This is a genomic window from Pseudalkalibacillus sp. R45, assembly GCF_052246725.1.
Classification (GTDB): domain Bacteria; phylum Bacillota; class Bacilli; order Bacillales; family Fictibacillaceae; genus Pseudalkalibacillus.
This window is the reverse complement of sequence record NZ_JBQQCL010000001.1, coordinates 1,151,787-1,175,994: the sequence shown is the minus strand read 5'-3', so window position 1 is coordinate 1,175,994 and position 24,208 is coordinate 1,151,787. Positions and strand designations below refer to the sequence as shown.

The 24,208-nt window shown below is 44.6% G+C and carries 23 protein-coding genes and 1 riboswitch; of the genes, 16 read left to right on the top strand and 7 right to left on the bottom strand.

Annotated elements, in window-relative coordinates:
• Window positions 1–24: 24 nt before the first annotated feature.
• From murA to ACTWQL_RS05415, 4 genes are all read left to right on the top strand, one after another.
• Window positions 25–1,338: a UDP-N-acetylglucosamine 1-carboxyvinyltransferase gene (gene murA / locus ACTWQL_RS05430; RefSeq protein ID WP_443141384.1), complete on the top strand. Its 1,314-nt coding sequence runs from the start codon at window positions 25–27 to the stop codon at window positions 1,336–1,338.
• A 520-nt stretch (window positions 1,339–1,858) separates the two neighbouring features.
• A complete protein-coding gene (spoIID, locus tag ACTWQL_RS05425) occupies window positions 1,859–2,893 on the top strand; it encodes a stage II sporulation protein D (RefSeq protein WP_443141383.1) in 1,035 nt (344 codons plus the stop codon).
• 337 nt (window positions 2,894–3,230) lie between these two features.
• The gene (locus tag ACTWQL_RS05420) at window positions 3,231–4,067 is read left to right on the top strand and encodes a peptidoglycan DD-metalloendopeptidase family protein (RefSeq protein WP_443141382.1); all 837 of its coding nucleotides are present in this window, start codon (window positions 3,231–3,233) and stop codon (window positions 4,065–4,067) included.
• A gap of 443 nt (window positions 4,068–4,510) precedes the next feature.
• Window positions 4,511–5,392 (top strand): DUF1028 domain-containing protein, encoded by an 882-nt coding sequence (locus ACTWQL_RS05415; RefSeq protein WP_443141482.1) that lies wholly within the window; start codon window positions 4,511–4,513, stop codon window positions 5,390–5,392.
• 64 nt (window positions 5,393–5,456) lie between these two features.
• On the opposite strand, the gene ACTWQL_RS05410 is transcribed toward ACTWQL_RS05415, so the two are convergent.
• The 4 genes from ACTWQL_RS05410 to ACTWQL_RS05395 all read right to left on the bottom strand — a co-directional run bounded on the left by ACTWQL_RS05410 (window position 5,457) and on the right by ACTWQL_RS05395 (window position 9,448).
• A complete protein-coding gene (locus ACTWQL_RS05410) occupies window positions 5,457–6,323 on the bottom strand; it encodes a transglutaminase family protein (protein ID WP_443141381.1) in 867 nt (288 codons plus the stop codon).
• Entirely contained in the window at window positions 6,320–7,261 is a 942-nt protein-coding gene (locus tag ACTWQL_RS05405) for an alpha-E domain-containing protein (protein ID WP_443141380.1), read from the bottom strand. Before ACTWQL_RS05405 ends, ACTWQL_RS05410 begins: the two co-directional genes overlap by 4 nt.
• A 12-nt stretch (window positions 7,262–7,273) precedes the next feature.
• Window positions 7,274–8,704: a circularly permuted type 2 ATP-grasp protein gene (locus ACTWQL_RS05400; RefSeq protein ID WP_443141379.1), complete on the bottom strand. Its 1,431-nt coding sequence runs from the start codon at window positions 8,702–8,704 to the stop codon at window positions 7,274–7,276.
• A 312-nt stretch (window positions 8,705–9,016) separates the two neighbouring features.
• Window positions 9,017–9,448: a hypothetical protein gene (locus ACTWQL_RS05395; protein WP_443141378.1), complete on the bottom strand. Its 432-nt coding sequence runs from the start codon at window positions 9,446–9,448 to the stop codon at window positions 9,017–9,019.
• Between the two features lie 185 nt (window positions 9,449–9,633).
• Here ACTWQL_RS05395 and spoIIID point away from each other — a divergent pair, with 185 nt between their 5' ends.
• The 11 genes from spoIIID to ACTWQL_RS05340 all read left to right on the top strand — a co-directional run bounded on the left by spoIIID (window position 9,634) and on the right by ACTWQL_RS05340 (window position 16,586).
• Window positions 9,634–9,900: a sporulation transcriptional regulator SpoIIID gene (gene spoIIID, locus ACTWQL_RS05390; protein WP_221567262.1), complete on the top strand. Its 267-nt coding sequence runs from the start codon at window positions 9,634–9,636 to the stop codon at window positions 9,898–9,900.
• A 148-nt stretch (window positions 9,901–10,048) separates the two neighbouring features.
• Complete coding sequence (locus ACTWQL_RS05385; protein WP_443141377.1) at window positions 10,049–11,050, top strand: rod shape-determining protein; 1,002 nt, start codon at window positions 10,049–10,051, stop codon at window positions 11,048–11,050.
• A 95-nt stretch (window positions 11,051–11,145) separates the two neighbouring features.
• Window positions 11,146–11,967, top strand: a complete 822-nt coding sequence (locus ACTWQL_RS05380; RefSeq protein ID WP_443141376.1) for a flagellar hook-basal body protein — start codon at window positions 11,146–11,148, stop codon at window positions 11,965–11,967.
• A gap of 52 nt (window positions 11,968–12,019) precedes the next feature.
• Window positions 12,020–12,847: a flagellar hook-basal body protein gene (locus tag ACTWQL_RS05375; protein WP_443141375.1), complete on the top strand. Its 828-nt coding sequence runs from the start codon at window positions 12,020–12,022 to the stop codon at window positions 12,845–12,847.
• 22 nt (window positions 12,848–12,869) lie between these two features.
• Entirely contained in the window at window positions 12,870–13,211 is a 342-nt protein-coding gene (locus ACTWQL_RS05370; RefSeq protein ID WP_443141374.1) for a DNA-directed RNA polymerase subunit beta, read from the top strand.
• Between the two features lie 145 nt (window positions 13,212–13,356).
• The gene (locus ACTWQL_RS05365) at window positions 13,357–13,503 is read left to right on the top strand and encodes a hypothetical protein (RefSeq protein WP_443141373.1); all 147 of its coding nucleotides are present in this window, start codon (window positions 13,357–13,359) and stop codon (window positions 13,501–13,503) included.
• A gap of 132 nt (window positions 13,504–13,635) precedes the next feature.
• Window positions 13,636–14,214, top strand: a complete 579-nt coding sequence (locus ACTWQL_RS05360) for a transposase (protein ID WP_443141372.1) — start codon at window positions 13,636–13,638, stop codon at window positions 14,212–14,214.
• An 81-nt stretch (window positions 14,215–14,295) separates the two neighbouring features.
• Window positions 14,296–14,730, top strand: a complete 435-nt coding sequence (fabZ, locus tag ACTWQL_RS05355) for a 3-hydroxyacyl-ACP dehydratase FabZ (RefSeq protein WP_443141371.1) — start codon at window positions 14,296–14,298, stop codon at window positions 14,728–14,730.
• A 26-nt stretch (window positions 14,731–14,756) separates the two neighbouring features.
• Window positions 14,757–15,380, top strand: coding sequence for an arylformamidase (gene kynB, locus ACTWQL_RS05350; RefSeq protein ID WP_443141370.1), 624 nt, complete (start codon window positions 14,757–14,759; stop codon window positions 15,378–15,380).
• A 154-nt stretch (window positions 15,381–15,534) separates the two neighbouring features.
• Complete coding sequence (locus ACTWQL_RS05345) at window positions 15,535–15,687, top strand: hypothetical protein (protein WP_443141369.1); 153 nt, start codon at window positions 15,535–15,537, stop codon at window positions 15,685–15,687.
• A gap of 416 nt (window positions 15,688–16,103) precedes the next feature.
• Entirely contained in the window at window positions 16,104–16,586 is a 483-nt protein-coding gene (locus ACTWQL_RS05340; protein ID WP_443141368.1) for a glutathione peroxidase, read from the top strand.
• A gap of 193 nt (window positions 16,587–16,779) precedes the next feature.
• Here ACTWQL_RS05340 and ACTWQL_RS05335 read toward each other — a convergent pair whose 3' ends face one another.
• Window positions 16,780–20,868: a S8 family serine peptidase gene (locus ACTWQL_RS05335; protein ID WP_443141367.1), complete on the bottom strand. Its 4,089-nt coding sequence runs from the start codon at window positions 20,866–20,868 to the stop codon at window positions 16,780–16,782.
• A 472-nt stretch (window positions 20,869–21,340) separates the two neighbouring features.
• A riboswitch (cyclic di-GMP riboswitch) is annotated at window positions 21,341–21,425 on the top strand.
• Window positions 21,426–21,551: 126 nt separating this feature from the next.
• On the opposite strand from ACTWQL_RS05335, the gene ACTWQL_RS05330 reads away from it, so the two are divergent.
• Entirely contained in the window at window positions 21,552–22,658 is a 1,107-nt protein-coding gene (locus tag ACTWQL_RS05330) for a DUF5667 domain-containing protein (RefSeq protein ID WP_443141366.1), read from the top strand.
• Window positions 22,659–22,962: 304 nt separating this feature from the next.
• Here ACTWQL_RS05330 and ACTWQL_RS05325 read toward each other — a convergent pair whose 3' ends face one another.
• Entirely contained in the window at window positions 22,963–23,499 is a 537-nt protein-coding gene (locus ACTWQL_RS05325) for a DUF2569 domain-containing protein (protein WP_443141365.1), read from the bottom strand.
• A gap of 83 nt (window positions 23,500–23,582) precedes the next feature.
• Window positions 23,583–24,167, bottom strand: coding sequence for a GNAT family N-acetyltransferase (locus ACTWQL_RS05320; protein ID WP_443141364.1), 585 nt, complete (start codon window positions 24,165–24,167; stop codon window positions 23,583–23,585).
• Window positions 24,168–24,208: the final 41 nt, after the last annotated feature.

Genomic DNA, 24,208 nt, shown 5'->3' with positions numbered 1-24,208 from the left:
AATTGGACGCGGAGGGGAATTATCTTGGAAAAAATCATCGTCCGTGGTGGTAGGCGGTTAGAAGGCTCCGTCAGAGTAGAAGGGGCAAAGAATGCCGTACTGCCTGTCATCGCAGCATCGATTTTAGCTAGTAAAGGAACAAGCACTATTTCGGAAGTGCCAGCACTTGCCGATGTTTATACGATAAACGAAGTACTACGCCATTTGAATATTGGCGCTGAATACTCGAATAATCAAATAAAAGTAGATGCTACACGCCCATTGAAGACAGAAGCACCTTTTGAATATGTTCGTAAAATGAGAGCATCATTCCTGGTGATGGGCCCATTACTAGCAAGAGTCGGGATCGCACGAATTGCTTTACCAGGAGGCTGTGCAATCGGATCACGTCCGATCGACCAGCATTTAAAAGGCTTTGAAGCCATGGGAGCGGAAGTTAAAATCGGGAACGGTTTTATCGAAGCGAAAAAGGAAGGACGCTTGCAAGGGGCTAAAATCTATTTGGATTTCCCAAGTGTAGGTGCAACTGAAAACATCATGATGGCAGCTGCCTTAGCAGAAGGCACGAGCATCATCGAGAATGTAGCGAAGGAACCTGAAATCGTTTGTCTTGCGAATTACCTGAACGCAATGGGAGCTAAGGTATATGGGGCAGGTACAGGCACACTTCGTATCGAAGGTGTAGAAGAAATGCATGGTGCAGAACATCAAGTCATCGCAGACCGTATTGAAGCTGGAACATTCATGGTTGCTGCTGCAATTACTGGTGGTGATGTGACAATCGAGAACGCACAAAATGAACATTTGACACCACTTGTATCAAAACTTCAGGAAATGGGTGTCTCTATTACTGAAACAGAAAAAGGCGTTCGTATCGTTGGACCTGAAAAGTTGAAGCCGGTTGACATCAAAACGATGCCTCATCCAGGATTTCCAACTGACCTTCAGTCGCAAATGATGTCTTTATTATTAGCCGCCAATGGAACAAGTGTTATTACGGAAACTGTTTTTGAAAATCGTTTCATGCATGTGGAAGAATTCCGTCGTATGAATGGTGATATTAAAATCGAAGGTCGTTCTGCAGTGATCAATGGACCAGCGAAGCTTCAAGGTGCAGAAGTAGCAGCGACAGATCTACGTGCTGGAGCAGCGCTTATCCTTGCAGGTCTTATTGCAGACGGATACACAAGAGTCACAGAACTACAACATTTAGATCGCGGATACGTTGATTTCTCCGGAAAATTAGCAGCACTAGGTGCAGACGTGGAACGCGTGAAAGAAGAAACAGAATCGATCACAAACGAAAATACAACACAAAACTTAAAAGCTAAGGCATAATATATCTACTTATAAGAAAGTCGTCTTCTACAGGGAGGCGGCTTTTTTGGTTGTTGGATTTTCTGCTCTTGTTGCTGCGAAGGTAGCCAAGGTTTTGAGCCTAATTTAAGAATGAACAAATCAATCGGAGGAGTGAACAAAATAATTTACAAAGTGAACAGAATAACCTTGAAAGTGAACAGATTGATCAAGGAGTGACCAGATTATCCGTAAAAGTGGTTAGATTAACTCGAAAAGTGAACATATTACTTCAAAAATGTGAACAGATTAACCTAAGAAGTGAACAGATTGTAATTTAAGTCGTTCATATGACGATCCCTGGAGTGATTTCGTGCATTTATTTTTATTCTTGAGCGATGATCTTCGAAACTTGGGCATGTGAATTTGCGGAAACTTTGTTTGGTTTCTCACTCGTTTCTTCGGGGGTTTTATGAAGAAACTGTTCGCGTTCTTCAGTTCTAAAAGGTTGTCCAAGCCCATAAGCTATACTATAACTGTTGAAATTTATGGGGGGCTGCCAATGAACCAAATCCGATTTGGAACACCATTTTATCTCTTCATAATTGGACTACTTACATTCATACTCTTACTCCCGAGTTTGATCGTCATGCCTTTTAAAAATGATGTTCAGCAAAATGCATCGCCTGGAAAGTTGGAAAAGGCAGAAACCGAAGCGCCGATTGTTTTAAATTCAGAAGTTGATGTCTCTGTTTATAAAACATCTGCTAAAAAAATTGAAACATTACCCCTTGAAGACTATGTAAAAGGGGTTGTCGCGGCTGAGATGCCGGCAGATTTTGAAATCGAGGCACTGAAGGCCCAGGCGTTGACAGCGAGAACGTATATTATAAAAATGCTTCTGAATCCAGCTGATATGAATCTGCCCGAGGGTGCCGACGTGACGGATGCGGTCATCCACCAGGTCTTTAAAAATGATCAAGAACTTCAGAAAGCATGGGGCAAGGATTACGAGTGGAAAATTAAAAAGATTACACAAGCAGTGAAAGAAACGGAAGGAAAGATCATCACCTATGATGGAAAGCCGATCGATGCATTATTCTTTTCGACTAGTAATGGCTTTACGCAAAACTCTGAGGATTATTGGTCGAGTTCGTTTCCGTATTTGCGAAGTGTAGAAAGTCCATGGGATAAAGATTCACCGAAGTATTTCCATCAACAAGCGTTCCCTGTCGATGTCGTCGAATCGAAGCTGAATGTGAAATTGGCGGATGGAGAGGGAGAAGTCGGGAAAGTATTGAGTAGAACCAAAGGAAATTACATTGATACGATTGAAATCAACGGCAAGAAAATGAGTGGAAAAGACATCCGAGTTGGATTGAATCTCAAATCCTCAGATTTTTCGATTCTTAGAAAAGGCGATGAAGTGATTTTTCAAACACGCGGATATGGCCACGGAGTCGGCATGAGCCAATACGGCGCAAATGGAATGGCACAAGATGGCAACAACTATAACCAAATCGTCAAACACTACTACAACGGCGTAGAAATCACCGACACCCAGGCTTACACAAGCAAACTCACCGCATCGAACTAACCGATCTATTCGCTTCGGTGCCAGGCACGACAATTTCACCCTACAGCCCCAACGAGTTTGATTCGGTGCCAGGCACCGAAGCGAACCCCTTGGGGCTGTTGGGGTCTCAAATGGTGCCTGGCACCGTTTTGAATCCCTTGTACTGCAAGGACTTTGAAAGTGTACCAGGCACCGCTACTGTCTTTTGAGGCAGTGGCATTTTTGTGTGGTTTTGCGTGCGGATCATCCAAAGCAACTTGTTACTTTCCCCGGTTTGTCGAAATAATATTCAGAAAAAATTTATCGGAATGTATATATTTTGAAAAATGTGCCAACAATGTTGCTGAGGTGATGCAAAATGAGAGAAGAAGAAAAACAAAAAAATCCTCTTAAGGCAAAGTGGTACAAAAAGAAGCGTTGGGTTTATCCGGCAGTATATCTTGGGTTTGCAGCAGTGATTTTGGCATCTGTTCTTTGGTATCAAAATAGTATTGGAGATAATCTAAATGATGAAGCAGATCCAATCGGTTTTGAAGATCAAGATTCAGTACCAGTAATGTCAGACTCAGAAGTACTTAAGTCACCAGTTTCAGATGGCGTCACAGTTCAAAGAAAGTTCTATGATAGTAAAGCATCTGAAGCAGAACAAGAAGCAGCTCTCGTATTCTATAATAATACCTACTTCCAGAATAAAGGAATCAACTATGCGACTGAGAGCGGTGAACCTTTTGATGTAATGGCAAGCTTGAGTGGTAAAGTTGTAGATGCTGGTCAGGATCCGCTAGTAGGATACTTCGTCCACATCGAACACGATAACGGTGTAACGACTCACTACTCTAGCCTTGAAAACTTACAAGTTGAAAAAGGTGACACTGTGAAGCAAGGTGATGTCCTAGGGACAGCAGGTATGAGCCTTCTTGACAAAGAAGCACAAGTACACGCACACTTTGAAGTACGTAAGGATGGCGTAGCAGTCAACCCAGAAGAGTACTTCAGTAAAACAGTCACTGACATTCCTGCTCAAAAGCAAGAAGTCAACGAAACTCTTACTGATGAAGAAACAGATGCGGACGCAAAAGAAGAAGCTGATGTAGACTCTGATGAAGAGAATGCAAACCCGTCAAGCGAAACCCAAAATGACGACGCTCAACCACAGGAAAACTCTGTCGAGGATGAAGATCAATCAGGCGCTTAAAACCACTAAAGCGTCAAAACAAATAAACACTAGACAAGCTCTGGAGAAACTCCAGAGCTTTTTTTCTTGTTCCCTCGGTGCCACATACCTCGGTGCCAGGCACCTCCAGAGAAGCGTTGGGAGAGAAGGGTTCCGAAAGTGTACCAGGCACCAAACAGGAACCCAAGCGCAGCAAGGGGTTTAAAAATGTACCAGGCACCGAACAGGAATCCAAGCGCAGCAAGGGATTTGAAAGTGTACCAGGCACCGAACAGGAACCCAAGCGCAGCAAGGGGTTTGAAAGTGTACCTGGCACCGATCAGAATGCCTTCTGCGGCAAGGCTTCGTAATCGGTGCCTGGTACAGCCGAAGGTGGAGGTCCACGTTTTTTCTCGGGTGAAAAGGGGAATGGGGTGGACATCGAGAATTACTGGTTAGAGGTTGTGAAGGGAGAGTGTTCGTTCTTGTATACAGGGAAGATTCCGAATGATTTGGTAGCTACGTTTTCTATTGTCGGTTTTGATCCAGAAACAGAAGAGCTAGGTATCGCGGTTCAGTCGAAGTTCATCGGTGTGGGATCTGTTGTGCCATGGGCGAAAGCGGGTGTCGGTGCGGTAGCAACACAGTCATTTGCCAACACGTCTTACGGTCCGAAAGGTCTCGAGCATATGGCGTCGGGCAAGTCTGCTGAAGAAACGATCCGATTATTGACGGAAAAAGATGAGCAGCGGGAGCTTCGCCAGGTCGGAGTCGTTGATGCGAAGGGGAATCCCGCGACTTTTACGGGTGAGGATTGCTATGATTGGGCAGGCGGCCGTACAGGTAAGCATTATGCTGCGCAAGGGAATATTCTCGTCAATCAGGAAACCGTCGATCAGATGGGAGAGGCGTTCGAGAACACCACAGGCACCTTAGCGCATCGCCTTCTCACTGCCCTCAACGCTGGCCAGCATGCCGGTGGGGATAGCCGTGGTAAGCAGTCGGCAGCCCTCTTAATCGTCAAAGATAAAGGCGGTTACGGCGGCTACAATGACCGTGCCATCGATCTTCGTGTCGACGATCACAAGGAACCGATCAAAGAATTGATCCGCATCCATGATCTGCATCAGCTTTATTTTTCACGCTCGAAAGAAGAGAACATCCTCGAGGTTAAGGGAGATGTTTTCCGACAGCTCGCATTTGAGCTTGAGCGCCTTGGCTATCTTGAAAGAAGCGACGAACATTCAGAGGATGCCGTCTTGGACGCCTTGCGCGTACTCATCCATCAGGAGAATTTTGAAGAACGCGAACAGAAGCGAGGCTACATCGACCTTGAGATCCTCGAATTCATGAAAAAAACGCAATAATTAAAAACCAACACAAAAAGCGGAGGGCCGCCAAGCCTTCCGCTGTTTTCATAATCCTTAAGAATCAAGCTGTTACATTTTCCTCTAACGCATAAACACTGACCTTCACATCAAGCTTCTGGACGCCTCCGTGATAAACACCCTTCAATGGGACAATGTCTCCATAATCACGTCCGACTGCGATACGAATATGCTGATCTTTTACAAGGACGTTATTCGTCGGGTCAAAACCGATCCATCCGGCTGTCGGAAGCTTTATTTCGACCCAGGCATGCGTCGCAGCATCTCCGCGCATAGCTGAATTTTCACCGATATACAGATAACCGCTCACATATCGGGCGGGGATTCCGCGTGACCGACATAACGCCAGCATCAAATGGGTGTAATCCTGGCAGACTCCGACCTTATTTTCCAGTGCTTCCGAAGCGGTCGTGGTCACTGTCGTGGATCCAGGCGTGTAGGTGAAGGTATCGTAAATATACTTGTTCACCAGTTTTACGAATTCAAAAGGATCATCGGATTGCTGCCATAACGGATCGGTAATTTCCTTACATATCTCATCAGGAAGCGTCGTGTACTCCGTTTTCATCAAAAATTCGGCATACTGTTCCTTGAACGAATGTGAAAAGAGTGCGTCCCTCATCTGAGAACTGAACGAATAGGCTTCCTTGAAAGCGTAAGGGTCGATCATTACTTCAGATGTAGTCACGAGCAAAAGCTCATCATGGTCCTCCCAGGCATAGAACGTCTCCACGTGGTTGCCCCAATAATCGTAATGGACATACGACGGAACGTTCGGTGTGATTTCTTTTTTAAAAGAAATGCATTCCTGTTTCACGTCATCAATCGGCTTCAGCCGGAATTGATTGATGCTCTGGCTCACTGGTAGCTCGTATGTGTAATGTGTATGCTGGGTGACCCTGTATTTCATACGCCGACTTCTCCAAGATAGTAGGTTTTATTGATCAAACGGCCGAGTTGAAAGCAATCGGACTGGAACTTTTGTAAAAATTGATGGATATCCTCTGTAATGACGTCAATAACAGACATCGTTTTAAAATCCTGGCGCATCTGGGCGATCAATTGATGCAGATCCTCCGAATAATGCTCGATTTTACCATTCTCAAGCTCCTGGAACACATTGTAGACCTGCTCCAAACAGTAATTGATCGAACGTGGAAAAGCCTCATCAAACAACAGAAACTCGATGACACGCTCACCGGTGATGAACGGATGGTGCTTTTTCAAATAAGCCTCGTGCCCGCTGACAGATTGCAGAACCGCGAACCAATGGCGGTAAAGTGATGGATCATTGTGTTCTGGATCCTCAGAACGGTAATAGTAGATATTGAGGATGCGGGACGTTTTTTCGGCACGTTCAATGAATTTCGCCATCTTGATGAACAAATAGGCCTCATCAAACGATAATGTCGCTTCAACCATCCCCTGGAAAAGGGCAGACTGGCGAATGATCATTTGATAAAAATCATCAATCGTATCGACCGTCCAGTTTTCATACTTGTATTGTTTGACTTCCCAATAGAAGGAATTCATCATTTCCCATAATTCCTGTGGGATGATTTCGCGGATCGCACGCGCATCCTCCCGCGCCAATTTTACACAATTCAAGATCGAGTTCGGATTGTCGGTCGAGAACGACATGTAATCCATGACGGACCGAGCATCATACAGATCGTAGCGCTTCTCAAAATCCTCGTTGGCACCGACAATTGATATCAGCTCATCCCAGTGGTTTTCTTTATGCTCGATGCTGCCGATCAGGCGTACAGAAATGAGGCGGGCGGTATTTTCCGCGCGCTCGATATTGCGTGACATCCAGTATAGTGAATTCGAAACTCTGCTAAGCATGCTTGTCCCTCCTTAATCGGTCATGACCCACGTATCTTTACCGCCGCCGCCCTGTGAAGAATTGACGACGACCGAACCTTCCTTCAGGGCAACCCGTGTTAGACCGCCTGGGAAGACGTGTGGATGCTCTCCGTTGAAGATGAATGCGCGAACGTCGATGTGGCAGCCAGCGAATTTTTCCCCTCTAAAAACAGGAAGACGTGAGAGATTGACCATTGGCTGTGCAATGTAGTTGGATGGATTCTTTTCAATCTGGATCCGGTAGTCTTCCCTTTCTTGTTCGGTTGCATGCGGTCCTATCAAGAGATTATAACCGCCTGAACCGTCCGTCTGTTTTACGACGAGTTGATCGAGATTTTCCAGTACATATTTCCGTTGTTCTTCATCTCGTAAAAAATACGTCTCGACATTTCTGATAATCGGCTCTTCGCCAAGGTAGTAGCGGATCATGTTCGGAACATAATGATAGATTGCTTTGTCATCAGCCACACCGTTTCCGATCCCGTTGCTGATCGTCACGTTTCCAGCGCGGTAAGCATCGAGAAGACCGGCTACACCGAGCATAGAATCGGGACGGAACTCGAGCGGATCGAGAAAATCATCGTCAATACGGCGGTAGATGACGTCGACGCGTTTCAGCCCTCTCGTCGTTTTCATATAGACGATACGGTCGCGGACGAGCAGGTCACGTCCTTCAACTAGTTCAATGCCGAGCTGCTGGGCTATGAAACTATGATCAAAATAAGCAGAGTTATAGACACCCGGTGTGAGAAGTACGATGTTCGGATTTGAGACATTGTTCGGCGCGATAGAAGATAGAGCGTCATGGATGTGCGTGAACTGGTTTTCGAGTGAGACAACATCATAGTCCTGGAAAAAGTCAGGGAATACGTGACGCATGACGTAACGGTTCTGGAACACGTAGGATAGTCCGGACGGATTCCTGAGATTGTCCTCAAGGACGCGGAACTCTCCGTTTTCGTCTTTGATCAGATCTATACCAGCCATAAAAATATGGTTTCTTCGTGGAACTTTGATTTTCGTAACCTGGGGGTAAAAGTGTTTACAGGTGACGACGAGCTCTCGGGGAATGAGGCCGTCCTTCAAAATCTGCTGGCCGTTATAGACGTCGTCTAAAAATAGGTTGAGAGCTTTGACACGTTGTATGAGACCCTTTTCGAGCTGCTGCCATTCGTCCTTTGGAATGATGTTCGGGACGAAATCGAAAGGGATCGTACGCTCCGCACCCTGGTCGTCGTTATAGACGGTGAAGGTGATGCCCTGTCTGAGGAAGTTCTGCTGAGCGGCTTCATGGCGGGCTTGCAGTTCATCCTCGGGAAGGGAGGATAATCGATCATAGAGGGTTTGATAATGAGCACGCGGCTTTCCTCTTTCCTGGAGCATTTCATCAAAGAATGAATCGGTTTCATAAGTTTTGAACATTCAATGTCCCCTCCCGTTATTATGTTCTTTTTGTTTTTGGTGTTGGAATTTGGCTCGAATGTTTGGACACGGTTGTGTCTCGTTGCAAGTGAGTCGTATGCAACTATGTAGGCAAGATGTGAGCAGGATAAAATTTATTCGAAAATTCCAACATTTCAAGAATACACTATAGAAATCCCTTTATCAAGGCAAGAAAAACACTAATACTGTCGAACGATGATGAATCATTAAAAGTTTTAACACAAGAGCAAAAAACCTGTATGAAAACCGCAAAAAATGAGGCGAAGGAGGGTTGGGCGTGCCAGGCACCGATCACGAAGCCTTGGCGGAGTAGTGATCCGAATCGGTGCCAGGTACACTTTCAAAAGCCTTGCGGGACAAGGGATAAAAATCGGTGCCAGGTACACTTTCAAAAGCCTTGCGGGACAAGGGATTCAAATCGGTGCCAGGTACACTTTCAAAAGCCTTGCGGGAGAAGGAATCCAAATTAGTGCCAGGTACACTTTCAAAAGCCTTGCCGCACAAGGAATTCCAAAATGTACCTGGCACCATCTCAAAACCGGTGCAGCTCAACGGTGAAATTGTCGTGCCAGGCACTGGACAAATAAAATTTTCTAACTTTTCGTACATTTTATCGGCTTGTTTGTGAGCGGTGGACACTGTGCGCCAAGCGTTTTCGAGGGCTGTTTCAATAAAAAGTAAACAAATTCCCTTGTCCCACTTGACTTTTAGGTATATAACCACATTCCTAATAATAAAATGTTACAAAACGAACTTTAGGGGACCGCGATGAGAAGTCTAAGTAAAGCTGCGTGCGAGCTTAGCAGTCATTTTGTTCATAGGGGGAAGATGACAATTTAACATTTCGCAGCCTAGATATTGAAGTCTCATTTCGCACCTCTTACATCCAATTTAGGGAGGCGAGTGGTGTGCACGATTACATCAAAGAACGAACCATCAAGATAGGCAGGTATATCGTGGAGACAAGAAAAACCGTTCGAATGATCGCGAAGGAATTCGGTGTTTCGAAAAGTACTGTCCACAAAGATTTAACTGAACGATTACCTGAAATCAACCCGGAGCTGGCCAACAGTGTTAAAGAGATTTTGGAGTACCATAAATCGGTACGACATCTCCGCGGGGGAGAAGCTACTCGGGAAAAATACAAAAAATCGACCGAAAAGGTGGTCAATTAATTTTTGGGTAGTGACTAAGTACTATTTTTTGACAAATTCTGTCCCTATTCTACACAAACTATGGTAAACTTATATAATGGATGAACTACATAAATTTAACAAATCATACTACCAATAGATCTAGTCTGAAATAGGGAGGATTTACCGCATGTTTTCTAGAGATGTGGGCATTGATCTGGGTACCGCCAACGTACTCATTTATGTCAAAGGACGGGGGATTGTCCTCGACGAACCATCAGTGGTTGCCATCGATAATAACCTGAATAGGGTATTAGAGGTTGGTGAAGCAGCTCGAAGGATGGTTGGGCGAACTCCTGGAAATATCGTCGCAGATAGACCATTGAAAGATGGGGTGATCGCAGATTTCGAAATGACTGAAGCGATGCTCAAATATTTCTTGGATAAGATTAATGTAAGGGGGCTGATAGGCAAGCCGAGAATCTTGATCTGTACCCCGACCAACATTACGACCGTTGAACAAAAAGCGATCCGTGAAGCTGCTCAAAAAAGTGGAGCAAAACACGTATTTCTTGAAGAGGAGCCGAAAGTTGCTGCGATTGGAGCTGGTATGGACATTTTTCAACCATACGGGAACATGGTCGTTGACATAGGCGGTGGGACATCAGATGTTGCCGTTTTATCCATGGGCGATATCGTCACCGCCTCTTCGATTAAAGTGGCGGGGGACAAGTTCGATCAAGACATCCTTCAATACATAAAACAGAAGTACAAGCTTCTTATCGGAGAACGTACCTCCGAGAGCATCAAGATCCAGGTAGCGACGGTCTTTCCAGGGGCTCGTGACGAAGAAATGGAAATCCGCGGCCGTGACATGGTCAGCGGTTTGCCGCGCAACATCACGATCCGATCTACAGAGATAGAGGAAGCATTGAGTGAATCTGTCCATTCCATTGTGATGGCTGCGAAAAGCGTACTCGAAAAAACACCTCCTGAACTTTCAGCTGACATCATCGACCGAGGAATCATCCTAACGGGCGGCGGTGCACTTTTACATGGAATCGAACAGCTTTTTGCAGAAGAATTGAAGGTGCCGGTCCATGTTGCGGATGACCCGCTGACTTGTGTGGCACGCGGAACAGGCTTGATGCTCGAACATATCGACAAGTTACCGAAGCAAAAAACGTCTTGAATGAGCCACTGAATCTATCAATAGAAACTATCATTTTTTAAAATAGGAAAGCCATTGCATTGAAGTGCTTTTGAAAAACAGAGGAGGAGAGCAGCATGTTTCGAGGTTTTTACACAGCGGCGTCTGGAATGATCTCCCAGCAGAGGCGTCAGGATCTGTTGACGAATAATCTAGCAAATGCCAATACGCCCGGATTCAAAGCGGATCAGGCTTCACTTCGCGCCTTTCCGCAAATGTTGTTGAGCCGACTCGGTGAAACGAACGTAGGAGGGAAAGCGATTCCGACGAGTAAGCAAGTAGGACCGCTTGCGACAGCTGTTTACATGCAGGAAACGATGCCGAATTTCCGTCAGGGTGACCTTCAGGAGACCGGAAACAACCTTGATGTTGCTCTTCTTCAAGGCGTAGTCCCAATCAATGAAGAGACCGGAGTGCAAGGTGCTTTGTTTTTTACCGTACAAAATGAAGAAGGCGCGACCCGCTTGACGCGGAACGGGAATTTTTCACTGGACGCGAACGGAAATCTCGTAACGAGCACCGGTGATTTCGTGCTTGATACGGACGGGAACCGGATCCAGGTCGATGGTTCTGATTTTACGATGGATTCCAATGGCAGGATCATAGAGGCAGGTGAACAGGTGAATGTCGCGTTGATCGAAAATCCGAATCTATTAGAAAAAGAAGGCAACGGCCTTTTCGTGGCAGGTAATGAAGATGCGATCATTCCGGCAGTCGGAAACCCCCAAGTTTCCTATCAATTGAAGCAAGGGTTCGTCGAACGCTCGAACGTGGATGTCGAACAGACGATGGTAGAGATGATGAGTGCCTATCGGACATTCGAAGCTAATCAGAAGGTTTTACAGGCATACGATCGGACGATGGAAAAAGCATCGAATGAGATTGGTAGACTTGGCTGATTTTGATTTTAAAAGATTTAGTATAGCAGGATAGCTTTCAGGAGGTAGAAAAATGAATCGATCGATGATTACGGCTTCTGTATCGATGGGCCAGTTGCAGCGCCAGTTAGACACGATTTCAAATAACCTTTCGAATAGTAATACATATGGATTTAAGAGACGCAATGTTCAATTCGCTGATTTACTTGTCCAGGAGATGAACAACCAGCCGAATCGGAAAGCAGAAGAAGGCCGCTTGACACCGGATGGGATCCGTCTTGGAAGTGGGGCGAGGGTTTCAGGGACAGCTCTTCGCCTGGAACAAGGGGGCGTTGTCGAAACGGGAAGAGCGCTGGATGTTGCCTTGTTAAATCCAAATGTTATGTTTCAAATTGCGAAAAGACTTGAAAATAATGTCGAAATCATTGAATATACAAGAGAAGGGTCTTTTTACGTAACACCAGTAGAAGGAAACCCTGATCAATTACAACTTACTGCTGCGAATGGGGATCGCATCATGGGCGAAGACGGCCCGATCGAGGTGCCTGCAGGTTTCGATTCAATATCGATCAGCGGAAATGGCACGATTCAAGCAAAAATGCCGGATGGTACGGTCGTTGATGCCGGTCGTTTGGCTTTGGCTGAAGTTGTTCGTCCACAGTTGTTGGAATCGTCAGGTGATAACCGATTCAGAGTTGAACCTGGAACCGCGGTTGGACAAGCGATCGCACAAGTGGAGCAGGATGAAGCATTGATCCAGCAAGGTGCGTTGGAACAGTCCAATGTCAATGTCGCGCATGAGATGACACAACTTTTAACGACACAACGTTCGTATCAAATGAATGCCAGAGCGGTTACGATGGCTGATCAGATGATGGGACTTGTGAATACCATTCGATAAGCAGGGTTAATGGGGAGTTAACATGATTCAAAAAAATACAGAAGCCAAAAATGAACGATCTTCTTTAAGACAAGCATTTAAGGCGAGTAAAAATAAATTAATGAAAATCACACCAAAGAAGAACGAGGAAAGCTCGCCTTCTTCACGGGAAGAACGCAAGCAACAGAAAGCCGAAGCGGAAAAGCTGCGCGTGCGACTCGTGCCGATCTGGCTGCGGTTGATCATCGTCATTCTTCTGTTTGCATTGTGCCTTGCAGGCGGACTCGCAATCGGATACAGCGTAGTCGGAGACGGAGAAATGATGGACGTCTTCAAAAAAGACACATGGCAGCACATCATTGACATCGTCAAAAAAGACGCATAGTGGGAAATCTGAAATAAAAGTATGCTAAGAAGCCCGTTGTGAGCGGAATGCCACCGCACCCAACGGGCTTCTATTATATACGCTATATACGCTAAAGACGGTGCCAGGCACCAACTCAGAAGCCTTGCGGGAGAAGGGATTCAGATTGGTGCCAGGCACCAACCAAGAAGCCTTGCAGGAGAAGGCATTCAGATCGGTGCCAGGCACCAACCAAGAAGCCTTGCAGGAGAAGGCATTCAAAATAGTGCCTGGTACAGAAATCATTGGAAGAGGGATTCTTCCTAATAAATAGTTTCCAAATTTATCTATTTGTCGGTATAATGATGGTAGTTCCCACTTTTTTCGACATCTTCTGAAATTCCCTGTAATTCAGCCTCTCAATTGTTGTAAATCCCCAATAATCCAATAGTTAAGGAAAGACGTTATGCCTCGTAAGCCAAGGGTATGGTATCCGGGAGCGGAGTATCATATCACCTCGCGTGGAAATCGAAAGACCCCACTATTTTATGACAATAAAGACCGCCAGAAGTACATGAAAATCCTCAGCGAAGCACGCACTGAATTCACCTTCGACCTCTATTCCTACTGCCTGATGACCAACCACATCCCCCTGCAATTGAAGACCCATTACTCATCAGCTACCCAAATAATGAGAAAGATCCATCATCGGTATGCCCTCTACTTTAACAAGAAATATGAATTCGTCGGCCATGTGTTCCAGGAGCGATATGGCGCAAAGCTCATCGAATCCCCAACCTATCAGATGGATGTCAGCAAATACATCCACCTGAATCCTGTGAAAGCCGATCTGGTCGCAACACCAGGGGCATATGAATGGAGCAGCTACCGGACATATGTCGATTTCCATAGACTCCCCAACGTTAATCCCTATCCTGTCCTCTCTCATTTCCCATATCCCCAGAACATCCAATACCAGAAATTTGTCGAAAACGATCCAACCGCATCGATCACCGGAGACGACCTCGAAAAATCCCTTCAATAGCCACGCCACCCAGGATTTATTTTTCGAAGCGGTTTTGTGCTATGATAGGGAAAAGAATGCACTACATAGGAGGATTTACATATGTTGAACATTGATGAAATCAAAGCGATCATCCCGCACCGCCACCCGGTTTTATTGGTGGACAAGGTACTGGAAGTGGAAGAAGGCAAACGCGCAATCGGACTTAAAAATGTAACCGCTAACGAAGACTTTTTCAACGGACATTTCCCAGAATACCCTGTCATGCCAGGTGTTCTGATTGTCGAAGCGCTTGCTCAAGTCGGAGCGGTCGCCCTTCTTAAAAAAGAAGAAAACCGGGGACGCTTAGCCTTTTTCGCAGGAATCGACAAATGTCGTTTTAAAAGACAAGTGCGACCTGGAGATCAATTACGCCTTGAAGTCGAACTTACACGTGTTCGCGGATCGATGGGGAAAGGGACAGCTGTCGCAACTGTCGATGGCGAAGTCGCTTGTGAAGCGGAAATCATGTTCGCGTTAGGTGACAAGCAAGGATAATAAGCTATTAAAAGGGAGTTTTGCTGATGAAAATTTGGGACATTTCTCAACCATTGAAGGAGGGAGTGCCAACTTGGCCTGGCGATACTCCCTTTTCTTTTAAATTGAACTGGACGAAAGAGGAAACAGGCTCAGTCAATGTTGGGAGCCTGACGTTGAGCACACATACCGGAACGCACGTGGATGCACCGTTCCATTTTGACGACCATGGCAATAAAATGTTGAATTTGCAGCCCGAACTTTATGTTGGTGATGCGCTCGTCGTCCATTTGGAAGGCCGTGAAATAATCAAACCAGAAGACCTTGAAGGCTATGATTTAGGGGTAGTGGAACGATTGCTGATCAAGACTGGTTCCTGGACTGACCGAAGCAAGTTTCCAGAGTCAATCACCTATCTTTCAGAAGAACTTGCGCCATTTTTAAAAGAAAAAGGCATCCGTCTGATCGGGGTAGATGTGCCTTCAGTTGATCAAGTTGATTCAAAGAATTTGGCAGCGCATCACAGCCTGTTGAATAACGACATCCATATTCTCGAAAGCGTCGTGCTCGATGAAATTGATGAAGGAATTTATGAATTGATCGCCTTGCCGCTGCCACTCGAGGAATCCGATGCAAGTCCGGTGAGAGCCATTTTACGAAGAATCCTATAATCCAAAAAATGTTAAGCCTATGTTAGCGTGATGTTAAAAACGTAAGGAAACCTTATGCATTCCGTAAAATCACCCAATTTTTCCGGAAAATGCTCTATATTGTAAGTAGCTGGTACACATACCAGCAAAACTTGCGATACAAGGAGTGGTTACCGTGAACAAAAGTTTTCTCGCTAAACTAGGCTCTGCATTATTCGCAATTATGTTAATAACAGCATGTAACGGAACAGAAGAGGAACCAACGAATGAAGAACCGACCGAAGAAGAAACGAACACTGAAGAAAGTGAAGGTGAATCTTCTGAATGACGGTTCTTGAATATAAATTGAAAACGTAGGCACATGTCCTACCTCCCTACCCCTCATCGGAGCTGCCCCAACGCAGCTCTATTTTTTTGTGCATTTAAATAGAGATTGAAGAGAGTGTACCTGAAGAGAGTGTACCAGGCACGACAATTTCCCCCTTGATACCACTGGGTTCGTGAAAAGTGCCAGGTACCGATTCAAATCCCTTGATACCACTGGATTCGTGAAAAGTGCCAGGCACCGATTCAACCCCCGTGATACCACTGGGTTCGTGAAAAGTGCCAGGCACCGATTCAGACCCCTTGATACCACTGGGTTTGTGAAAAGTGCCAGGCACTCCAATAAGGTCCCGAATAGAAGCTATCTTTTGACTTAGCGGATGGTTATTGCTACTTTTTGAAGTAGAAGGAGGCGGTGGTATGAGCAGTGTTCATGATTTTACTGCTAAGTCGATTACAGGGGAAGAGAAGAAGCTAGACGATTATAAAGGGAAGGTACTGCTGATCGTCAATACAGCAAGCAAATGCGGATTTACGCCACAATACGAAGGATTACAGCGATTGTACGAAACGTATAAAGACGAGGGGTTCGAAGTCCTCGGCTTTCCCAGTAATCAATTCATGAATCAGGAACCCGGTTCTGAAGAAGACATCCAAGAGTTCTGTAAACTCAATTATGGGGTAAGTTTTCCGATGTTCAGTAAAGTGGATGTCAAAGGCAATGAGGCACATCCTTTGTTCAAACACCTAATAAAAGAGGCGCCAGGTATGCTTTCTGATCAGGTTAAGTGGAACTTTACAAAGTTCCTCGTCGATCAAGAGGGCAGAGTGATCAACAGATACGCCCCTCAAACCAAACCTGAAGCTATTGAAGAAGACATTCAAAAATTGTTGAATCGATAAAATGCTGCTGGACGAGTCAACCGTGCTCGTCTTTTTTGTTACAGGACAAGCAACAACCTCAACATTTCCAATACGCGGCATTGGTGAACAGGACCACCCTAAGGCCCCTGCTCCACATCCCTCATCATCTGCTTCCATAAATAAAAAGCTCCTGCAGGATATGCAGGAGCTTTACCAAGAGTCCTTCACCAAATTAGTCTTCTACAATGAATCCCTCTTCAACTTGAGCTACATCATCATCTTGATTAGTGATCCCACTGAAAACAACTTTGTATGTTCCACTTTCAGCATTTTTTCCTAGTTTGTAGTTTTCTCTATATCGCTTACCGGTGACCGCTGGTAATTCAACTTCATCACCACTTGGGGTAACAAGCTTAACGGACCATGTAATCGGTTCAGTTGCCGTTGCTGATATCGAAACAGGCTTCTTCGTGTTTGTGATTTTTTCCGGTGTGACACTTGTTTCATCAATAATAGAAGATTCTCCTTCACGTAACCGGTAGATGTTCACCGTTTGTGTGGTCGTTGCACCAGCTAAATCAACGGTTCGAATTGTAAAAGTATTATTCCCTTCTTGGAGATTCACTTCTTCTTCAAGGTTTAGATCCAATGGAACCGGATGTTCGAAAGAGCTTGGACCAGGGTTGTACTCGATTTCATCATCATTCACGTAGACACGGATAAAATCGTAATTATCTTGAACATGAATGTCTAATTGAGTGGATGTGACGGAATGTTGAACCGCTGCTGGTGCATCTACACTTATTGTTGCAGGTGTCGTATCCACGAAAATAGGTCTTCTGCGGAATTCGGTTTCGTTACCCGCAATATCTACAGCTTTAACCGCAATTTCATAGACATCATCTTCTTCGACGGTCAATTCAGTATCAAATCGGTATCTTTCTTCGTCGAACTCGATCACTCGGTTGAATTCAACGGATTCACCATTTACATAAACGGCTTCGAGAGGAGATTTGTCCCTTACAAAACCTCTTAAGTTGATGGTTTTCGTAGTAAGAATTGTACCGCTTGAAGGAGCCTGTAAGATAACGACTGGATCCGTTTCATCACCACTTGCTACTAGATCAGCTTCTTGTTCTGTGAGGTTTTGACTAAAGTCATAAGCGACTACTTCCACTTCAACACCGTTAGGGACATCCACCTCAGATAAATCATATTCTCTAGCATCGGAAGGCAAAAACGTATCTTCTGGCAGGACGTTCTCTCCATCTACTTTGATAAGGAAATGAGAAAGTCCGATACCTTCACTGTCATTCGCTTCCCAGGTCAATTTTTTTGTCGCGATGTCATAATCAGCCGAAACCTCAGGTTGAATCGTATCAACTACAAAAGGAATCTTTTTACTTTGCCAGTCTGCTTCGCGATGTTTCATATCCACACGGGCTTTGATTTCAAAATAGTATTTACCATCAGGGACAACTTCACCATTCACTTTTCCGTCCCAGCCGCGTTCTGCTAAGTAACCGGTATCTCTTCTGCAAAAACAGCTTGCATAGTGTTTCCTAACATTCTTTTCATTCCGGAGGGTCCGGATTTTGTTCTTATCTTCATCCAAGATATTATATTGGACATCACTAGCATTCCTTAAGAAAGTCACCATAGGCGTGACGATATCATAGACGCCATCACCATTTGGAGAAATAGCATACTTGCTTACGGCATCTTCAAAACCATTGATCGGATCCCATCCAAGGTATCCATCTTTACCAGGTTTATGATAAAGGCCGGCACATGGATTTCCCCAACAAAATTCATAAAAGAATTTATCGTCTATGTGGTTCAAACCGTCAATGATACTAGGACGATCCCAGTCTCCATAAAAACCGAGGTAAGGGACAACAAGGTTGGCTTCTTCACCATCTACATCTTCTAAACGGACAAACCCTTCTATAAAGATGTCTTCTTTTAAGTCGAATCCGTCTTCATTCGGTGACCCGTCTTCATTGTAACCAGGAATCCTTGCATCGGTAAGGTCGATGCTGACTTGAATCTCGACGGACTCGCCAGCTGGTACTGTGACTGTTTCAGGAGCATCAACACTTACATTCTTTAAGGGCTCGCCGCCACGTAAATGAGGGTTCCCTTCAGCTTCTACAGCTGCAGACCAGTTCAAGTCTCCTTCTTCGGTTCTTTGAATGGCATCTGTCAGCACATCCACGTTGACTTCATACGTGACATCTTTATCGTCAGAATCATTGATCGCTTCTACTTTAAAATTGACCGTTTCTTCTACAAAGTCACGCAATTCAACTTTCGCTTCGTTTGTATTTGGGTCCACGACACGAACAGGAGTTATTGTTGCGTTATGGATCTGCATTTGCCCTGCCCCTTGCAAACGAGGGGAGAAGGCATGACCATTCGTCCCTTTGACAACCTCAGCTGTATTCATCAATAACGTTTTTGCTAAATGAGCCTGTTCACTAGAAGATAGGTTTTTATAGTCCTCATGTTCTTTAATGTATTCCATTACGAGAGCAGAGCCTCCAGCAACATGAGGAGCTGCCATGGACGTACCACTCATCCATCCGTACTCATCATCATTGAGTGTAGAGTAGATATTACCACCCGGCGCCATGATTTCCGGTTTAAGATCCAGACTTGGCGTTGATCCCCATGAAGAGAAAGAGGTCGGACGTCCCTGTTGTGGAGATGGTTCAGCAGTATCAACCTCAAAATTAAGGCTTGTGTTCCCATCATTATAGAGATTTTTTAACTGGTCGCCAGTCTCCTTTGTCGTGAGCATGAATGGAATGTCGAAATGCCCTTGATCACGGTAGATGGTTCCGCCTGCGCCAGTGTCTACCACGATAATTCCTACAGCACCCTGTTCAGCTGCAACCGCTGCTTTGTCTATGAATGGAGCTGGGGAACCACCACGTGACACTGCAACAATTTTACCAGAAACATCAATTCCTTCGTAATCAGCCTCGGAACCATATTTACTTCCCAACGAAACAATCTCATATTCTTGATCGCCGAGTTTTTCAAACCAATCATCACTTGAATATCCAAAACCATCAATCGGATTTCCGTTTAAAGATAGATTATAGTTATACCACGTCTGCTTATTTCCAGAAGCAGCAACTTGGATGGAATCATAGGATAGGCCCGGTGCACCAACGACACCGATATCAGGGTTCTCTGCAAATGGCGTTTTCACAGGGTCACCAATATGACGGGAATTGCCGGCAGAAACCGAAACGACGACACCATTATCTACGGCTCTAGTTATTGCAAGGTTTGCAACATCGTCGGGAGAATAGAAAGCAGCCACAGAGCCTAAACTCATATTGATCGCATCTGCTCCTAATTTGATTGAGTCATCGATTGCTGCTATGTAAACATCTGAAAAAGTAGAGGAGTATCCAGGATCGTTACTGAAAACTTTCATCGCCAATAGTTGCGATTCAGGTGCAACCCCTTTTATACCACCATCATCAGGATTACCGTTCGCGCCAACGATACCTGCTACATGCATTCCGTGGTTGGATCCATCTGGCACCAAATCACGGATTTTCGTATTGCGGTCGAAATAGTTATAGCCGTATGGAACTTTTTCAGTAAAATAAGTACCAGATAAATCATGTTCTTCTTTCAAACTATTAACCTCTGATTCTGAGAGATCGGCATCCGTTTCCGGACTAAGAATGAAATCCTTGTGAGATGGATCTACACCTGAATCGATCACAGAAACGACCATTCCTTCACCTTTGTATGTTCCTTCTGTCCATGCTTTATAAGATTGGATGAATTCATGGCTCGTGACCATATTAGGTTCAACAATCGGTCTTTCGTATTCGTTTGATAAGTAAACGTCCTTTACGCCAGGCAGTTTTTCAATATTTTTTATTTCACTGTATTGGACTTCACCACTGAATCCATTAACAACAGTCGTAAAGTTGAATTTATAGTTTATGTTGACCTTCTGATCAGCGATGCTTTGCTTTACTTGCTTTTGTCCAGTCGTTACTTTTTCTTGTAATACTTTTTGCGATGGCTTTGCTAGCTTGGAATAATTTGTTCCTTTTTCCTTTGCCAATTCGATTGCAGCTTTACCATCTAATTCTACAATCACTCTGACTTGATCATTCGCTTTAAATGGCAAATCAGCCTTTACGGTATCTAAAGCTTCTTCTTTTGTTGTTGCATTTTCTGAACTTTGGCTGCCGTTATTCATGTTCGGCGTTGCGGCAAAGGATAAATTAGAAAATGCTAATAGGAAAATAAATAAGAGAGTGACACTTTTCTTGAAATTGTTCAATCTAACCACCTAAAAACCCCTTTTCTCCAAATATCATTCTGACCTTCGATTTCTGACTTTCGCCTCCTTGTTCAATCGTTTTCTGCAGATATTTTTATTTTTAAAATAATCTGTCATTTAAAAGTATCAAAACAATATTTGTCAAACATCTACAAAAAGCCCCATATTACTCGGTAAAAAGTAATCAGGGAGATGTTACCAACTAATATCCAGATAAAATTAAATTTAGCTTATACTGGAAGTTTTTTAACGCGTAAAAGTACTACCTGGACAAAGCAGTTCTAATTCTAACAAGTGTTGAAAGTGCGAATACAAAAGGAAAGACCTTAAGCCTAGGTTATTAGTCCTGTTCGCAACGTAATTACGAATTAATTATGTTATATGATCGGTTGGAACTAGAAAAATTCTGAAAAAACGGGTAATTTTGACTTGGTAAAATATTGTCGAATTCTTGTATAATAAAACTAATTAAAGCAGATAAAGGCAAAGCTATCGAAAGGTAGTGACGCAAAGCTAAAGGGACTAACGGTTTATACCTATGTCAGCCAGTTGCCTAAGGATCAGAATACCTACATAACTTGGAGCCCGTGAGAGGGTCCGGCAGCAAATTCCTGGGTTGAGCGTTACATACAGCCTCGGCAATCTGCTTTTTTTATGGAAAAAAAACAGAGGGGATGGAGAACTTGATCAAAAAATGGATCGCAACGATCAGTGCAGCTTCACTTTTGCTTTTCGGAGCAACACCAGCTGCATTTGCAAACACAGACGAGTCTACACCAACAGTCGACGTGTCTGAGGGATCAACGAATGAAGAAAACACAACTGAAGAAGGTACGGAGGAAGAAACGACAGAAGGCGAAGAGGCTCCTGAAGATGAAGAATCAGCAGAAGAAACCGAAGAGCCATCTCTGCTTCCAGGGGACTTTTTCTACTTTGTAAAAACGATGATCGAGAATGTACGTCTAGCAGTAGCTTCAGATGAATATGAAGAAGCGAAAATTTTAGCAGAGATTGCAGCAAACCGGATCGCTGAAGCGAATGCGCTTTTTGCAGCAGGGCAAGAGGAATTGGCCCAAGAGACGCTTGAAGAAGCGTTGAAAGCGCAAGAAGCTGCCATGGAAAAAGCAGAGGAAGACGAATCTTCAGAAGAAACTGAAGAAGGTACCGAAGAAGAAACGACTTCTGATGAAGAAGTGAATGAGGAAGAACCAACGGATGAAAGTACAGAAGAAGAGTCAACTGAAGATGAGGAATCTACAGAAGATGAGGAAACCACTGAAGAAGATGGGTCCGAGGAGGACGAACTTCAGGCAAAATTATCTCATAACATAGATGCACTTCTAATGGCTCTGACGCATGTGAAAAACCCGAATGCTCAAGCTTCTTTGATGAATAATATCCAAAAAGCTTTTGTTAAACTTGATAAAAAGATTGCAAAACTTGAAGAGAAATACGGAGTAGACGTTGATCAAGAGGAAGAAGCTGAAGGCGAAGAAACTGAAGAGACCGAAACTGAAAAAGAGGCTTCAGCTGAAGAAGAAGAGAAACAACCTGAAAAGGCTGAAGAAGAAGCAGAAAAACAAGCCGAAAAGGCTGAAGAAAAAGCAGAAAAAAAGGCTGAAAAAGCCCAAGAAAAGGCTGAAAAAGCTCAAGAAAAACGAGGAAAAGGTAAGCAAGACCATAACAATGACAAAAAAGATCGTGGACACGGTAAGCAAGATAAAGACCGTGGAAACAAAGGTAAACACGAAAAGGATCGCGGAAAAGGGAACGGACACGGAAGAAATTAACACCGTTCAGCCAGTTAAAAAGAGAGAACTCCACACAAATTGTGGAGTTCTCTTTCATATTATAAGCAACACTAGTCACGTGCCAGGCACCGAACAGAAAGCCAGTGGTACCAAGGGATCTCAAACGGTGCCAGGCACCGAACAAAAAGCCAATGGTACCAAGGGATCTCAAACGGTGCCAGGCACCGAACAGAAAGCCAACGGTACCAAGGGTTCTCAAACGGTGCCAGGCACCGAACAGAAAGTCAATGGTACCAAGGGGTCTCAAATGGTGCCTGGCACCGGGATTTTCATCCATCAAATTCTACACCGATATCCCTCCGCCGGAGAGGGGTTGGTTGAAGCTTGTCCTTTTCACGAAGGTTGCTTTGACTCGTTTTGATTTCAATAAGTATGGGACCAAAACCAGGCATGAGACCAATGAGCCGATTTGCTGTCTATAGGTTTGGGTTTTGATGTATGCAAGCATTTCTTCCGATATCGGAAGTGAGCTGAAGATCCAGTTGGTGATGAATCCATCCGCAATCGAATAAACCGTCACGCCAACTAAGAAGTAAATCATGTATTTCGGAAAAGAAGGACTTCTATTGAACAGCAGCCACAACGCGACAATCGACAAAACCACAATCCCATAATCCACGGCTGCTCCAACGAAAAAGGTAGGTGCAAACCATGCGTGATACATCGGATTGCCTGGTTCCGTCAACATGCTCCAGGCTGGTGTGTCATAGACCGTCACATAGCTTTGATAAAGGGCATAGAGACGAATGATCGGGACGAACAGAAGACCAACAACAATCAAAATCAACCATCCAGCGATTCCTTCGTGTTTAGATCCCATAATGATCTCCTTTCGTTTTCCTTAATCTGCTATTTAATACCCGCAATTTCCCCAAAGGAAACTAGAGCATTCTACCCAAATATTCAAGTTCTTTTATATACCTCATATTTACCGACTTCCTCAAACCCCAGCTTTCGTAAAATCGGTTCTGAGGTGTCTTTCCGGGCTTGCGTGACAATCCAGTTGCTCCCGTATGAACTTGCAAGCTCCATCCGTCTCGATAAAAGCGCACGATAAATGCCTTGCCCACGGTACTCCGGCAAAACGCCGGTTCCTGAGAGATACATCGCGTCACCGTCACTACTGAATCGATATCCTGCATAGCCGATCGCACGATCCCCGTCCATGACGATCAAAAAACCGCCTCGACGGCCAGGAACTTTTAGATACGCAAGCCTCTGCTGTACCAACGTTTCCTTCGTGGCATCATCATATCCCCAGATTTTTGCACTTACCTCAACATAATGACTGACATCATCCTCATCCACTACATTTCGCACTGAATAAGGCAGGTCAACCTTTTCCCACCGATCAACGGCTTTCACCAGTCCGTAGTAGGTGTCTTCATGCTCAAGCCCCGCCGATTCAACTTTTAAAATCAAATCCTCAGGCGCAGAATCCGGACCAATCCACCAGGAGTATGGTTTGCCTTGATAAAAACGTTCCACTTCACCAATCAACTGCTCGAACGCTTCATCAGTCTCAACTT

Bases quoted from the DNA above. Each gene is read 5' to 3' on its own strand.
- fabZ (WP_443141371.1), top strand. From the start codon at position 14,296: ATGTTGAACATTGATGAAATCAAAGCGATCATCCCGCACCGCCACCCG.
- ACTWQL_RS05340 (WP_443141368.1), top strand. From the start codon at position 16,104: ATGAGCAGTGTTCATGATTTTACTGCTAAGTCGATTACAGGGGAAGAG.
- ACTWQL_RS05325 (WP_443141365.1), bottom strand. From the start codon at position 23,499: ATGGGATCTAAACACGAAGGAATCGCTGGATGGTTGATTTTGATTGTT.
- ACTWQL_RS05360 (WP_443141372.1), top strand. From the start codon at position 13,636: ATGCCTCGTAAGCCAAGGGTATGGTATCCGGGAGCGGAGTATCATATC.
- ACTWQL_RS05400 (WP_443141379.1), bottom strand. From the start codon at position 8,704: ATGTTCAAAACTTATGAAACCGATTCATTCTTTGATGAAATGCTCCAG.
- ACTWQL_RS05410 (WP_443141381.1), bottom strand. From the start codon at position 6,323: ATGAAATACAGGGTCACCCAGCATACACATTACACATACGAGCTACCA.
- ACTWQL_RS05375 (WP_443141375.1), top strand. From the start codon at position 12,020: ATGAATCGATCGATGATTACGGCTTCTGTATCGATGGGCCAGTTGCAG.
- kynB (WP_443141370.1), top strand. From the start codon at position 14,757: ATGAAAATTTGGGACATTTCTCAACCATTGAAGGAGGGAGTGCCAACT.
- ACTWQL_RS05385 (WP_443141377.1), top strand. From the start codon at position 10,049: ATGTTTTCTAGAGATGTGGGCATTGATCTGGGTACCGCCAACGTACTC.
- ACTWQL_RS05370 (WP_443141374.1), top strand. From the start codon at position 12,870: ATGATTCAAAAAAATACAGAAGCCAAAAATGAACGATCTTCTTTAAGA.
- ACTWQL_RS05420 (WP_443141382.1), top strand. From the start codon at position 3,231: ATGAGAGAAGAAGAAAAACAAAAAAATCCTCTTAAGGCAAAGTGGTAC.
- ACTWQL_RS05380 (WP_443141376.1), top strand. From the start codon at position 11,146: ATGTTTCGAGGTTTTTACACAGCGGCGTCTGGAATGATCTCCCAGCAG.
- spoIID (WP_443141383.1), top strand. From the start codon at position 1,859: ATGAACCAAATCCGATTTGGAACACCATTTTATCTCTTCATAATTGGA.
- ACTWQL_RS05405 (WP_443141380.1), bottom strand. From the start codon at position 7,261: ATGCTTAGCAGAGTTTCGAATTCACTATACTGGATGTCACGCAATATC.